Below are 14,397 nucleotides of genomic sequence, written 5' to 3'. Positions count from 1 at the left end.
ACCGGCGGTTTTTTCATAGTCAAATATCAACATTAGAACTTAACATAGCCAAAGAAAGAGAGCGAATCTCCCGCCGAATGGCTTAGAGTTCGCTCTTTAATATCCGGTATCCCCGCTTACCTTATCCTTTTGGACGTACGACAAGTGCTGCCAGGAAGGAGAAAATGATCGCTGCTGAAATACCGGCGCTGGTGACCTCGAAAATCCCGGTAATGACGCCAATCCAGCCATCTCGCTGCAGCTCGGAGAGTGCGCCGTGAACCAGCGAGTTGCCAAAGCTTGTGATCGGAACCGACGCTCCCGCCCCGGCGAATTTAACAAGCGGATCATATAGTCCGAATGCATCCATTACCGCCCCGATAACAACAAGGGCACTCATCGTATGTGCAGGAGTAAGTTTGAACACATCGAACATGATTTGCCCAACTACACAGAACAGTCCTCCAATGATAAAAGCCCACAGAAAAATCATGCTGAACCTGCCTCTCTTTCCAGAGCCACCGCATGAGCGATACATGGAATGCTCTCCCCCTGCTGATAGGATAGCGGGGATAACAGCGCACCCGTCGCAACGACCAACACACGATTCAGCTCTCTTTGTCTCATTTTCTTCATAATATGTCCATAAGTAACGACCGCAGAGCATCCGCAGCCACTACCTCCAGCCATAACAAAATTCTGTCTGTCCCGATCGAAGATCATCAGCCCGCAATCATTGAATTCGGTCTTATCCATGGATAGTCCGTCCTTACTTAGAACATCCTTAACGATAGCATGTCCCACTGAGGCCAGATCACCCGTTACGATTAAATCATAGTCCTCCGGGCCTCGCCCTGTATCACGAAAATGAGTTACGATCGTATCGGCTGCAGCCGGAGCCATTGCGGCTCCCATATTAAAAGGATCCTTGATCCCCATATCCTGAATGCGTCCAATCGTCGCATGTGTGATGCGAGGCCCGGTCCCTGATGAGGAGACTACGGCGCAGCCAGAGCCTGTAATCGTATATTGAGCTGTTGCCGGCTTCTGTGAACCGTATTCCGTAGGATAGCGGAACTGCTTCTCCACTGTGCAATTATGACTGGCCGTCCCGGCCATCGCATATTTGGCGCCCCCGGCATCTACAATCATGGCCGCAATGGCAAGGCTCTCCATCGAGGTTGAGCAGGCGCCGAATACGCCGAGGTAAGGGGCGGCAATATCCCGGGCAGCAAAGGTCGCGCTAATAATCTGATTCATCAGATCGCCGCCAATAAAGAACTGGAGTTGCTCCTTAGTGATGCCTGCATGCATAAGCGCCAGCGAAGAGGCATGTTGGAGCAGTTTACGCTCCGCCTTCTCCCAAGTTTTCTCATCAATCTCCAGGTTATCGTAGATAAAGTCAAAACTTGAAGAGAGCGGCCCGTCCCCCTCTTCTGGGCCAACCACGGTCGCCGCCCCAATGATCGTTGGTTTGCTGCGGAATTCCCAGGTTTGTGCACCAGTCAGCATCCTAATGTGTCCCCCCTATGCCGAAGATCACATGTACAATCCCTACAATAAAAGCGGCTACCACACCGAATACAATGACGGATCCAGCTAATTTGAACATATTGGCACCTACGCCGAGTACCAGGCCTTCCGCCTTTGATTCAATCGCCGAGGAACACATCGAGTTGGCAAATCCGGTAACCGGAACGGCTGAACCGGCGCCTGCCCATTGTGCGATCTTATCGTATACACCAAGCGATGTCAGAATAACGGATATGATGATCAATACAGCAACGGTTGGGCTGCTTGCTTGCTTCGCGGACATCCCGGCAAAGGTCATGAAGAGCTGCTGAATGCACTGACCGATGAAGCAGATGAAGCCTCCAACCAGAAAGGCCTTTAAGCAGTTCTTGAAGATATTCGTCTTCGGCTTATGGGAATCAGCAATTTGCTTATAGTCCTCTTCAGTCAACGAGATGGAGTTCAACCTGAATCGGGCGCCTGATTTTGTCTTCGTTGGCACTATTGTCCCTCCTTCTTGCGAATTGATTCCTCTCCTCACACTGCATATTCATTATTTGCCACACAGCGACTTGTTATGTTTGGTAAATCATCCATATCCGCTGAACAGCAAAAAACAGTGTCCCCCAGTTTCCTGAGAAACACTGTTTGTCTGATATGTGTGCAAAAAGTTAGACCGACCTTCTGCTTCTACAAATACAGCAAAAGAATGACGAGTAGAATAAAGAGCAGGAAAATTACGATCCAGTCCTTGGAGTAACGCTCCATCTTCGTTAGCCTCCCAATTATTTCATCAACTTTTTGGCAGTATATGCTCCAGACACTTCCCATGTGCGATATTCGCCTAGTCTTGGGCTTATCCCGTATGCAAATAGACAATACTAACAAGATGGTACATACTTAAAGAGGTTGTTTAAAAAGTCCCCCTTTGATCACGAAGTAGCACGGGTAGCTTAATCAACATCGAATCTTGAATTCAGCCGGGCCTTCCGGTGCTCACGTACAAACTACGTACGCTCCGCTCCTCAGTCCCTAGCTTCATCCAACCTTCTCGGTGCTGAAAGTAGGACTTTTTAAACGCGCACTAAAAGAGGTTGTTCAACAAGTCCGCGATGGATCATGAAGTAAATCAGGAAGCGGACTTCACATTTAAATCATCTGCAAGGAGAGATACGAAATGGATACTAAAACGCTGGAGTTATTTAAGCAACTTACCGAATTTCCTTCGGCACCGGGCTTTGAACGTGAACTGCGTGCCTTTGTAAAAGAGAAGATGTCAGCCTATACCACAGAATTTCTGCAGGATCGGCTGGGTAGTATATTTGGGGTACTGCGCGGAGACGATAACGGCCCTAAAGTGATGGTAGCTGGACATTTAGATGAGGTCGGCTTCATGACTACGGGAATTAGCGATCACGGGATGGTCTCCTTCCAACCACTTGGAGGCTGGTGGAGCCAGGCCGTATTGGCACAGCGACTGCACATTATTACGCCGCAGGGCAGAATTATCGGTGTCGTCGGCTCAACACCAACTCACCTGCTAAGTGAAGCGGATCGCAGCAAGCCGGTGGACCTGAAGACGATGTATCTGGATATTGGTGCAGACAGTCGTGAGCAGGCAGAAGCGGCAGGGGTTCGCCCAGGCCAGCAAATCGTACCAATCTGCGAATTTACACCGATGGTCAATCCGAAGAAAATCATGGCCAAAGCCTGGGATAACCGTTACGGTGTAGGTTTGGCAATCGAGTTAATGGAGGCTCTACATAAGGAGAAATTGCCGAACACATTATACTGCGGTACTACAGTTCAAGAGGAGTTGGGTCTGCGCGGAGCACGGACTTCCGCCAATATGATCCAGCCTGACATTTTCTTCGGTCTCGACGCCAGTGCGGCCAACGACACGACCGGAGACAAGAAAGCGTTCGGACAGCTAGGCGGAGGCGCCTTACTGCGGATTTACGATCCAACGATGCTCACCCATCGTGGCATGGTCGAATATATTCAGGACACGGCAGATACGAATAAGATCAAATATCAATATTTCGTCTCCCCAGGCGGAACAGATGCCGGTCAAGTCCACCTGAGCGGCAGCGGCGTACCTTCAACGGTCATCGGGATTTGCTCCCGCTACATCCATACCTCGTCATCCATCATTCACACGGATGATTACGCTGCTGCTAAAGAATTGTTGACCAAGCTCGTCAAAGGTCTTGACCGTACGACGCTGAACACAATTTTGGAGAATAGTTAATAGTACAAAATCTCCTTTTTAGCGAAATGTTACAGGCTTTATAGCCACTCTTTTCCCTCATCCAGCAATACACCAGAGGACTTCATTGCCCCTCACATGTGCTGGATGGGGGATTTTTATATTAATTTTGAGACAAAAGAGGGTGCGAAGATATGAATTCAATATTCGATGAATTTATGTTGAATATCTCAATGACCGGAGATGTTGAAACTGACTTTTATCATTTTCTGATAGTAAATGGACATCCAAAAACAGCGGAGCACTGTTTAAAAGTAGGAGAAAAAGCAGAGCAACTGGCCAAAATCTATGGCGTCGACCCATACAAAGCAAAAATGGCTGGATATCTTCATGATGTTAGTGCAATTTTTCCAAACTCTGAGCGAATTGATGTAGCAAAAGCTTTGGGATTAGAAATATTGAAAGAAGAAGAGATTTTTCCTATGATCATTCATCAAAAAATATCTGGAGTAATGGCTACAGAAATATTTAATGTACATGATGATGAGATTATAAGTGCTATTACCTGCCACACAACGCTAAAATCGAATGCTTCAAAGATCGACAAGGTATTATTTGTTGCAGATAAAATCGAGTGGGACCAAGATGGTACTCCTCCATACATAAAAAGAATTGAACATTCATTAAAAGAATCCATAGACGCTGCTTCATACGCCTACATCAAATACTTATTTGACAATAAAAGTAATCTTAAAGTTGTACATCCTTTTTTAGAATCCGCGTATAAGGAACTCAAAGAACAATTCAAAGAATGATAACAATGTTTTTACAAAACAGATGACTCCACTTAACAATCACGGAATAGTATTGCTCTATAATTCACAGGAGCAATACATAAATTCCATAATCTTTTGAGATGAGGTCGAGAATTAGAGATGACCAAACAAACAAAGGGAACATCGCAATCTAAATCTTCAATAAGAAAGCAGAAAAAAGGTGCGATTCTCGAAATTCTCGGAGCATCTACGAAGCTCGGGCTTACATCCTTTGGCGGGCCTATCGCCCATTTGGGGTATTTTCGCGAAGAGTATGTGAAACGGAGAAAATGGCTGGATGAAAAAAGCTATGCCGATCTGGTAGCTCTATGCCAGTTCCTCCCGGGACCTGCGAGCAGCCAAGTCGGGATTTCCATCGGCATGATGCGCGGCGGACTGCTTGGTGGAATCGCTTCTTGGATCGGCTTCACTTTGCCTTCTGCACTGGCGCTAGTGATCTTCGCCTACGCAATTAATAACTACGACGTTGGCAGCGCTGGCTGGCTGCACGGATTAATGATCGCTGCTGTAGCCATCGTAGCCCAAGCTGTCTGGGGAATGGCGCGAAGCCTAGCTCCTGATCGAATTCGAGGTACCATTGCCATATTCGTTGCTATCATCACCTTATTATGGCCTTCCGCCTACACGCAGATTATTCTCATCGCTGTTGCCGGGCTATTCGGCCGCTTATTTCTGACAAAATCCGAAATTAAAGAAGTTCCTCATACTCATATAAATACGTCTATTCATCGCCGAGCAGCGGTCATCGCCTGGATCTTATTTTTCGGACTATTGATCGGGTTGCCACTATTGCGAACAATCGTTCATTCCCGTTGGCTGGCGTTGTTCGATACCTTTTACCGCGCAGGCTCGCTAGTATTTGGCGGAGGTCATGTTGTATTACCTATTCTTCAAGCAGAAATGGTTCCTTCAGGCTGGCTGACAGATGCCCAATTTCTAGCGGGTTACGGAGCAGCTCAAGCCGTACCAGGCCCTTTATTCACCTTCTCAGCTTACTTAGGGACCGTAGTGGATGGATGGTCTGGTGCTATAGTTGCTTTATTAGCGATGTTCCTCCCTTCTTTTCTATTAGTTATTGGTACCTTGCCATACTGGGATACGATTCGCCGACGCCCCAATTTCCAAGCGATCTTCAAAGAAATTAACGCCGCCGTGATCGGTATCCTACTCGCCGCCCTGTATGATCCGGTGTGGACTAAAGCAATTCATACCCCTTTCGATTTCTGCCTTGCGCTTGCTGCCTTCGGCATGCTTATGCTATGGAAGCTTCCACCGTGGCTGGTTGTATTGTTCTCTGCGGCTGGTGGGGCTGTGATTTCTTTGTTATCGTAGAAGAGTTTTGTAGAGTGCATAGAGACGAGAAATAACCCGCTTAGGCTAAGCCTGGAAGCGAGTTATTTGCATTCTGGCATTAATTGGACTTTTTTAATACTTCTATAACTGCGACTTTAATATCTGATCATTAACAAACGCTTTTAAGAAGAAAAGTTCATCTTCATTCGGTTTCCGTTTATGATCTGCTTCAAAGGACTCTAATGCACTCTCTAATGATGTGGAATCTGCGGCTTTGCTAGCTGAAACGAGCTCATTCCAATAAGAATTCATCTCATCTAAGTCACAAATGGATTCATGACCCAGTAAAAAATGAACCGCATCATATTTCTGAATATCTTCAATCATAGGTAATAGCTTAGATTGTTTAAAATGAAATAAAGAATTCGTAGTTGTGCAATAGACGCTATCTCCTAGAAAAATGGTCTTCTCATCCGGTATATAAGCAACTGTTGAGTCATCCGTATGAGTACTTCTTATTCTCTCTAGGATACATACCTTATTCCCCAAATCCAGCTTAAGAGACTCTTCAAAAATAATATCTGAAGCGTTTAATTGAAAGGACTCTCTATCTGGTATTTCATTCTTAATGATGTCCACACACAACGAATCCATCTTCTTGGAATTCTTATATTCTTCGAGAGAACGATCATCATAAGAATAGCCCCGCCATTTATTAATAATTTCATTTGTTAGACTATTAACAATAATCGTAGCGTTATATTCATTCATCCCCAAAAAATGATCCCAATGTGCATGTGTGATGACCAAATATTTGATCGGTGGTACATTTAGACTCTCAATTTCGCGTAAGAAATCATTAGCATGCTGAACCGAATTCCCACCGTCTATTACCAAGCTATATTTATCCCCGCAAACTAACCCTAGTGTCGGTCTTTCTTTATCATTTTGGTTAGATAAATAATAGATAGATTTGCTTAATTTATTTAGCATGTCAATTCTCCTCTATAATTTCTTCATTTTTGAAGAGAACATCTACATGCATATTTAGTTTTCATATAGATATTCTCATTTTATTTTTTTACCATTGGATTCACCTCATTTGATTGGATGTATCTGCATATTTTTCCAAGGTTAAAATATCATATTAGCAAGTTCTTTCATATGGAAAGAATAAATAAAACGGATCTGGCCGCTATTAAAAAGCAGCCCAGGGGATTAATCCCTGGACTGCTTTTTTGTGATAATTTATAGAATCCCTTTATTTTTTCGATTCCAATGTCTCTAGATACTCGGAAATCTGACTTGGCGTTTTGGCATATTTGCTATGAAGATGAGCTAACTTCTCCCCGTTTTTATACACCAGAAGGCTTGGAATTCCGCGCACTTCATTTTTGCTTGTAATCTCTTCAAGCTGTTCCACGTCCAGAGCATAAAAATCTTTGTCCTGATGTTTCGCCATAATATCTGGCATGAATTTATCCAGTGTCTTGCAGTCTGGACACCAGGTGGCATCGTATTTAATGATAGTCAATTGATCGCGATTAATCAGTTCCTCGTACTGTTTCTCTGTTTGAATGCGTTCCATAATAAGAGTCCCCCCTACCCCGTTTTCCATAATCATGTTGCACTTAATATGTTATTTTAACCATTTACGCAATAGTATGCAAAACGAAGCGATCTTTCCATCTTCATAGCAAACGCTGTAGGATACCGAACCACCAGAAATCTATCAAAAGAAATAAAAAGAGCGCTGGCGAAACATCCGCACAACGCTCAAAAGTTAAATATTCATTTAAGCAAAGACAGAACTTCCTCCTGATCGGCACATTGCAAGACGGAAGCGGCCAATCGTTCGCACTTCCCGCTGTCCAACGATGCCGCTGTTTCTCGTATGGCGAGGATGGAAGAAGCCGACATGCTGATATAGTCAACACCCATTCCGATCAACAACGGAAACGCGGACGCTTCGCTACCCAACTCTCCACACAGAGATACGGTTATACCATTACGGTGCGCTTGTTCAACAATATAATGAATTTGGCGAAGAACGGATGGATGATAAGGTTGATAAAGATACGAAATTGATTCATTCATTCGGTCGCAAGCCATCGTATACTGCACCAGATCGTTTGTCCCGATGCTAACAAAATCAACCATCGCCCCCAGCTGATCCATCAGCAAAGCAGCGGCCGGAGTTTCCACCATGATGCCAACTTTCATTTGTGAATCGTACGGAATTCCCTCCTGCGTCAACTCCGTCCTTGCCTGCTCTATCAGGCGATGCGTCTGCCGAATTTCTTCAGCCGCACAAATCATCGGCAGCATAAGACGGACTTGCCCGTAATTGCTGGCGCGCAGTATGGCCCGCAGTTGCGTAAGGAATAGATGAGGCCGGTCCAGACAAAGGCGTATTGCCCGATAACCTAGAAACGGATTGAGTTCTCGAGGCATTTGAAGATACGGGAGTTCCTTGTCACCGCCAATATCCAAGGTGCGGATCGTGACTGGCTTTCCTACCATCGCCTCAACGGCTTTCTTATATGCGGCGAATTGCTCCTCTTCAGACGGCAAATCGTTGCGATGCATGAATAGAAACTCGGAACGGAACAGCCCGATCCCCTCGGCTCCCTGCTTAAGCGCAGCCTCTGCTTCCTCGGCGTGGCCGATATTGGCCTGAAGAACGATCCTCTTCCCGTCGGCCGTAACGGTCGGTTCATCCTTCCAACGCGCTAATTGGTTGTCTTTGGCCGCTAAAGCGAGCAGTTTTTCTTCGTATTCGTCCAGAAGTTCCGAATCAGGATCCGTATATACAAGACCGGCGCCACCGTCCACGATCAGAGTCTGTCCCGTTCGAATCTGCTCTCCCAAATCGCCGGCCCCCACGACCGCGGGAACGCCCAATGTTCGGGCAAGAATAGATGAATGAGATGTTCGTCCGCCCGTTTCCGTAACCCACGCCATAACTTTCGTTGAATCGATTCCTACGGTAAGCGAAGGCGGCAAATCATTGGCCACCCAAATGACGGGGCCGCTTATCCCTTCAACTTCTTCGCGAACTCCCCCTTGCAATCGCAGCAACAGCCTGCTTCCGAGGTCCCGAACGTCGCTCGCCCTTTCACGCATGTATGCATTGTCCGTTGCTTCGAACAGGCGGAGCAGTTCATCCACTTTCGTCTGTACCGCGCTTACCGCAGACACTCCTTGTTCTTCGATTAAGCGCGTCATTCCTTCGATCCAGGAGCGATCCTTCGCCATCAGAATCTGACCTTTTACGATTTTGGCGCTCTCTTCGCCAAGTTTGGCCTGCGCCTGAGCATACAACGCCTCCAGCTCTTGCTGAACCTCTTCGAACGTTTGAAGCAATTTCGATACTTCCCGTTCCGGGGTTTCCACCGCTTTCACATGTGTTCTCGGATCGTCTCCCCAACTAAAGCGGGGGAGCACCAGGGCTGTACCGATCGCAATTCCTTCCGCCGCCGCAATGCCGCGAATCGCGTTCATTCCTCTTCCCTCATTTCTTCAAGAACCCGCTCCAGAGCGGCGAGCGCTTCTTCCTCATCCGGGCCCTCCGCCGCGATCACAATTTCTTCGCCGCATGCGACTGCCAGCGATATAACGCCAACCATACTTTTGGCATCGACCTCGAGACCGTTTTTCGCCAGCGAAATTTTGCTGGCAAAAGTGGATGCGCAATCGACAAACTCAGTTGCAGGCCGCATATGCAAACCGTTTGCGTTTCGGATCGCTGTTCGTTTCTCTACCATATGTCTCCCACCTTTATTTCTCAATATCTTCGTTTTTATTAGACTGACTCTGACTTACCTTGCTTTTTGTTCGGACGAATCCAACCAAGAGCAATTACCGCCACAATTGCCAACGGTACGGCAATTGGCAGGATATGGAGCGAATCAAGCAGCTTCACTCCCGAAAGTACGATCAACGCATCGGACAAGAGAAGAGCGATCCCCGTCACACCATACGTTTCAAGGCCGTACAACGGGAAGAACAAAGCAACAGGTATCGTTAACACAAGGCCGTAGATCACACCGGAAACAATCGCCCCCCGTCTACCTCCCAACGCATTGCCGAATATACCTGCGATCCCTCCAGTGAAAAACCCGCCGATAATGGAAGGCAGAGGGACGATCTCACCGAATGTTCGTGAGACGAGCATGCCGATCACCATGCCGACAATGCTGCTTAAGAAACCGATAATCAATGCGTTTGGCGCAAAGGCAAATACGACGGGACAATCCAGAGCAGGCGTCGCTCCAGGAACGAGCTTTTGCGCAATGCCGCGGAACGCTGGGACAATTTCTCCTAGGAACATCCTGACCCCTTGCAGCAAAATGAGTACACCAGCCGTAAAGCCCAAGCCTTGAACAATTGCAAACACGATCCAGTTCTGGCCGTTGCTTATCGTCTTCATAAATTCGGGACCAGCCATCAGTACCGAAATGAGATAGATGAGGACCATGACGAAAGAAATGGAAACCGCGGTATCCTTGAAAAACTCTAGACTTTTCGGCATTTTCATATCTTCCGAGCTCTTCTTCGGATTGCCGACCAGCTTGCCGACACCAGCGGACAATACGACACCGGCCGTTGTAAAATGACCGTAGCCGATTTCACTGGAGCCCGTTATTTTACGCATGATTGGCTGAGCAAGCGCAGGGAAAAGCACACAAGCCAAGCCTTGAATCATTGATCCCCATAACACCGCTTGAACGGTTGAGTAACCCAGGTCGTAAAAAGCCCAAGCCAACGCACCCGACATGATCCACAACATATGACCCGTAAGAAAGATATATTTGTAAGGCGAGAAGCGGGCTAGTATAATATTGGTAACAAAGCCTAGTGCCAATATCAACGAACCGTTGCGGGCAATTTCGGGAACTTTTTCTGACAACGCCCCGATGACGGCTTCATCGAATGGAACAACGCCGGTCAACTGAAATCCTTGTGTAAAAATCGTGGCGAACGGTTCCAAATATTGAACGATAACACCTGACCCTGCCGTTAAGATCAATACGCCGAGTATGGTCTTCAGGGTTCCTTTCGTGACGTCTGCGGCGTTTTTGCGCTGGATTAGAAGGCCGACCAAAGCGACTAATCCGAGCATGACCGCAGGCGTCGTTATTAATTGAATCAGGAAATCAAGCATCGCTCATTTTCCCCTCTCTTAAGGTTATCGGTTTAAAAATGGAATGACCTTCTCCTTGATCTCCGCTTTATTCGTCATGTTGTCCAGATAAATCACCGGCGCGTCTACTTCCGGAAAACTGCTTTCCATCTCTTTGGAAGTGACGAACAAGTCGGCATCAAGTCCCTTTACCGATCCCATATCCATCGCTTGTGTATCGGCTTGTTTGCCGAGTTCCTTCAAAATATCATCGATGCTCATCTTCACCATTAGACTTGTGCCGAACCCCATGCCGCAAACGGTTACAATTTTCATTGTCTTACACACTCCCATTCGGAATTTTGCATTTCATCGCCTTACCGACTAGTTATTTGCTTCGATCACAAACATTTAATGCGGTCTTTGTAGCGGCGAATATATTCCGCGTTGATCGCATCGCCCTTATCGAGATTGGAACTGACCCAGATCGGTGGTTGGACTCCGCGTTCGCACAGTTCTTCAACGGTCTGTACGATCAGCGATTGCAACAGAGTGAAGCCGAGAACAGATGACGACGGACCGAATTTAGCCGGCAGATCGTCCCGCTCCATAATCGCGTCGCCGCTTACTCCGCAATTATCCAGCACCACATCGGCCACATCAATTAATTTTTTCCCGGAAGGATGGCGCGACGTTACATCGTTGGTGAATTGCAGCGACGTCAAAGCGATGACATACATGCCACGCTTTTTGGCCTCTAACGCCATCTCCACCGGTACCGCATTCCGTCCGGAAGTAGAGGCAATCAGTATCACATCTCCCTGGGATATCCGTTCATGCTCCAGTACGATTTCCGCATAACCTTCGATTCGCTCGAACCAGGTACTCTTCGGCGCTTCCGGACGCAAGGACAATGCTGGCTCCAGAATAGCGTTTACTGGTACCAATCCCCCCGCTCGGTAAAACACTTCTTCTGCATACATCTGCGAGTGACCGCAGCCGAACACATGTAGCACTCCGTCTTGCGAAACGGCATCGGCCACCAGTTTAGCCCCTTGTCGAACTGCTTCCATCTGAGTTTCCTTCGCAATCTGTATCAGTTCCATAATTCGATTGACATAAGCTTCCGCTAACATGTTAATCCTGTCCCCTCTCACATGAAAATTAGCTGTATATTTGTAAAGTTAGGTTGACTCAGTCATGCAATAAAGTGAGCGCCTCATCCACGCTCGACGACTTCATTAATGCGGATAGCCGCTCTTCGTCATTGAATAATGACATCAACCGGGACAAAGCCTGCAAATGCGATTGGGAATCGGTCGTTCCAAAAGCGAAGACCAAACGAACCGGATCTCTGCTCGGATGCCCGAAAGTTACACCATCAGGTACGATCTGCAAACTCATTCCCACTTCTTTGACTCCGTCTTGCGGTCTAGCGTGCAATAATGCCACCCCAGGAGCCACAACCATGTAAGGCCCATGTTTGCGTAACCCATTCATCATTGCCTCTGTATATTCCGCATCCACTGCTCCGGTTTGTTCCATAAGCTGTCCCGCCGTCTTCACAGCATCTTCCCAGGTTGAACAATCGGGATGGCAAAGAACGGTTTGTTTTGTTAGTAAATCGTCCAACATTTTTCCTTGATCGCTCCTTTTCCAGTAATGTGTCATCGTTTTTTCGCTATTGGCGAAATAGGACGCGATAGTCTGGCTCACCTCCTTAGACAATCGAGGATGTCGCAATCCCAACTGCGCCGCCGCGGCGACGATTTCCTCTGTTAATTTGTCTCTCAAGTTAGCGAACGAGGAACTCCCCCCAGTCAGCCAAGCGCGAATGGCGAATACGTCTTTTGAATCGAGGAAAGGGCTGCATTCGATGACCGTCGCTCCCTCCAACTGAAACGGCACCGTCGCAAGAAACAAATCAGTCTTCCCGTCGAGCCACTTCTCTATGGCAAACACGGAACAGGTGGCCCGAACGCGAATTTCCGGAAATTCCTGCATTAAACGAACTTCAAGCATTTGCGAAGTTCCTACCCCGCTCCCGCACACGATGACTGCCCGGACCCCACTGGAGGAAGCGCTTCCCTTTTTCCGTTCGACAGCCGCCCCAATGTAAAGGGAAAGATGAGCTACTTCAGAATCGGGAACAGAGAGATCAAACAGTTCTTCTACCACTTTCGCTCCAGAACGGGCGGCATAGAAAATCCACTGATAAGCATGTTTGACGTCTATTTCCGCCGGAGCGCAAGCTGGCTTTGACGCGATTCCGTAACGTAAGCGATGTATCATCGGCGCCAAATGATTCGCGAGCCCCCGATACAACTCCCCGTCCCCTTGAAAGGACAACCCGAGGAACCGTTCCGTAATTTCGACCATGTTGTGCACCGCCGCAGCTAGCAAGGAAGTCTCTCCTTCAGAAAGTACCTGTGAGTTCTCCAACCATTCACTCATGCTCGAAGCCGCCAAATGTACGGCCATATTCAGCACTTCTTCCTCCGGCCATGACGGATCTTGTGATGGCATCATTCGCTCCAGGAGCTGAACCAGCCATGGGTGGAAATTTTGACGGCGAATGCGTTCCTTCTGCTTATCAGTGAGCGAGATCTGCTCTCCCAGCCGAATCCTGTAAGCAGCGATCGCCATATGCAGCGCATAAGTGGCTAAAGCTTCATCCGTGAGACGCATTCCGTGCCGATCCAGTTCTCTGCGCAAGCCGAGCCATACATCCAACATTCGTTGCTTTCCGGATTCCGGTGCGCCGGATTGTTTCCCTTCAACTTTTAGGCAACGGTAGACGGCATCGTTATACTTCTGTGCAACCGGAATTTTCATCAAGGACTCGTCGGTCAACAATCGGAACAGCGCATTGCGGATTTCCCGCTCTTCACCTACTGCCAAAACGCCGAAATTGGGCCGTTTCACCAACTGAAGCGGTGTATTGCTCCATGTTCGTTCCAATGTCTCCAAATCCCGCAACGCTGTCGATTTGCTGATCCCTAGCAAGAATTCGAACTCTTTGACCAGAACGGCTTCGTTGCGAAGCAGCAATTCGAACGCCATCAATTTCTGACGATCATCGGGACTGTAGACAATTTGCCGGTGGAAATCCTGAGACGAAGGAGGCGTTTCGGGATGGATGATGCGCCCTTTCGTTTCGAGCCAAACGCCCACATTCGGTTTGCGGCAAAGCTGCATCCCTTGCTTCCTGCACCACGCGTCCAACCCTTGAAGATCGTTGCGGATCGTTCGCTCGTTCACATCGAATGAACTGGCCAAAAAGGAAACCGTCAACGGATGCCGACTTTCCTGCAACTTCTGAAGCACCAAATATTCGCGCATAGTAAGCATCTCCATCTCCGTCCTTTCCCTTCATGCTGACTTTTGGAATGCCGATTATCTAAAAGACTGCCAAGCAAGATAAACTTGCTATACTTGTATTG

Annotated in this window: 15 protein-coding genes; 3 read left to right on the top strand and 12 right to left on the bottom strand. The window is 47.6% G+C overall.

The annotated features are described in order from the left end of the window. Window positions 1-121: 121 nt before the first annotated feature. From spoVAE to EI981_RS29475, 4 genes are all read right to left on the bottom strand, one after another. Window positions 122-472 carry a stage V sporulation protein AE gene (gene spoVAE, locus EI981_RS07675; RefSeq protein WP_126996936.1) on the bottom strand — a complete coding sequence of 117 codons (351 nt, stop codon included), beginning with the start codon at window positions 470-472 and terminating at the stop codon, window positions 122-124. After that, complete coding sequence (gene spoVAD / locus EI981_RS07670; RefSeq protein WP_126996934.1) at window positions 469-1,491, bottom strand: stage V sporulation protein AD; 1,023 nt, start codon at window positions 1,489-1,491, stop codon at window positions 469-471. Before spoVAD ends, spoVAE begins: the two co-directional genes overlap by 4 nt. A 1-nt stretch (window position 1,492) precedes the next feature. Further along, window positions 1,493-1,993, bottom strand: a complete 501-nt coding sequence (gene spoVAC, locus EI981_RS07665; protein WP_126996932.1) for a stage V sporulation protein AC — start codon at window positions 1,991-1,993, stop codon at window positions 1,493-1,495. A gap of 188 nt (window positions 1,994-2,181) precedes the next feature. Beyond that, window positions 2,182-2,322, bottom strand: a complete 141-nt coding sequence (locus EI981_RS29475) for a hypothetical protein (RefSeq protein WP_227011756.1) — start codon at window positions 2,320-2,322, stop codon at window positions 2,182-2,184. Between the two features lie 346 nt (window positions 2,323-2,668). Here EI981_RS29475 and EI981_RS07660 point away from each other — a divergent pair, with 346 nt between their 5' ends. The 3 genes from EI981_RS07660 (at window position 2,669) to EI981_RS07650 (ending at window position 5,868) form a co-directional block, all read left to right on the top strand. Further along, window positions 2,669-3,742, top strand: coding sequence for a M42 family metallopeptidase (locus tag EI981_RS07660; RefSeq protein ID WP_126996930.1), 1,074 nt, complete (start codon window positions 2,669-2,671; stop codon window positions 3,740-3,742). Between the two features lie 152 nt (window positions 3,743-3,894). Continuing rightward, window positions 3,895-4,515, top strand: a complete 621-nt coding sequence (yqeK, locus tag EI981_RS07655; RefSeq protein WP_126996928.1) for a bis(5'-nucleosyl)-tetraphosphatase (symmetrical) YqeK — start codon at window positions 3,895-3,897, stop codon at window positions 4,513-4,515. Window positions 4,516-4,635: 120 nt separating this feature from the next. After that, window positions 4,636-5,868 (top strand): chromate transporter, encoded by a 1,233-nt coding sequence (locus EI981_RS07650; protein WP_126996926.1) that lies wholly within the window; start codon window positions 4,636-4,638, stop codon window positions 5,866-5,868. 102 nt (window positions 5,869-5,970) lie between these two features. Here the strand turns inward: EI981_RS07650 and EI981_RS07645 are convergent, their stop codons facing one another. The 8 genes from EI981_RS07645 to EI981_RS07610 form a co-directional block, all read right to left on the bottom strand. Then, on the bottom strand, window positions 5,971-6,822 hold the full coding sequence (locus tag EI981_RS07645) for an MBL fold metallo-hydrolase (protein WP_126996924.1): 852 nt from the start codon (window positions 6,820-6,822) through the stop codon (window positions 5,971-5,973). A 268-nt stretch (window positions 6,823-7,090) separates the two neighbouring features. Then, the gene (locus EI981_RS07640) at window positions 7,091-7,417 is read right to left on the bottom strand and encodes a thioredoxin family protein (RefSeq protein ID WP_126996922.1); all 327 of its coding nucleotides are present in this window, start codon (window positions 7,415-7,417) and stop codon (window positions 7,091-7,093) included. A gap of 203 nt (window positions 7,418-7,620) precedes the next feature. After that, entirely contained in the window at window positions 7,621-9,333 is a 1,713-nt protein-coding gene (ptsP, locus tag EI981_RS07635) for a phosphoenolpyruvate--protein phosphotransferase (RefSeq protein WP_126996920.1), read from the bottom strand. Further along, entirely contained in the window at window positions 9,330-9,596 is a 267-nt protein-coding gene (locus EI981_RS07630) for an HPr family phosphocarrier protein (protein ID WP_126996918.1), read from the bottom strand. Before EI981_RS07630 ends, ptsP begins: the two co-directional genes overlap by 4 nt. Before the next feature lie 38 nt (window positions 9,597-9,634). Further along, window positions 9,635-10,996 (bottom strand): PTS ascorbate transporter subunit IIC, encoded by a 1,362-nt coding sequence (locus EI981_RS07625; protein ID WP_126996916.1) that lies wholly within the window; start codon window positions 10,994-10,996, stop codon window positions 9,635-9,637. 24 nt (window positions 10,997-11,020) lie between these two features. After that, window positions 11,021-11,290 carry a PTS sugar transporter subunit IIB gene (locus EI981_RS07620; protein ID WP_126996914.1) on the bottom strand — a complete coding sequence of 90 codons (270 nt, stop codon included), beginning with the start codon at window positions 11,288-11,290 and terminating at the stop codon, window positions 11,021-11,023. A gap of 65 nt (window positions 11,291-11,355) precedes the next feature. Beyond that, on the bottom strand, window positions 11,356-12,090 hold the full coding sequence (locus EI981_RS07615; RefSeq protein ID WP_126996912.1) for a sugar isomerase domain-containing protein: 735 nt from the start codon (window positions 12,088-12,090) through the stop codon (window positions 11,356-11,358). Window positions 12,091-12,148: 58 nt separating this feature from the next. Further along, entirely contained in the window at window positions 12,149-14,296 is a 2,148-nt protein-coding gene (locus EI981_RS07610; RefSeq protein ID WP_162616129.1) for a BglG family transcription antiterminator, read from the bottom strand. Window positions 14,297-14,397 lie beyond the last annotated feature (101 nt).

Origin of the sequence: Paenibacillus lutimineralis, from assembly GCF_003991425.1 — a bacterium.
Lineage (GTDB): Bacteria > Bacillota > Bacilli > Paenibacillales > Paenibacillaceae > Fontibacillus > Fontibacillus lutimineralis.
Note: the sequence above shows the minus strand (reverse complement) of the source record. Positions and strands in the feature narration are given on the sequence as shown.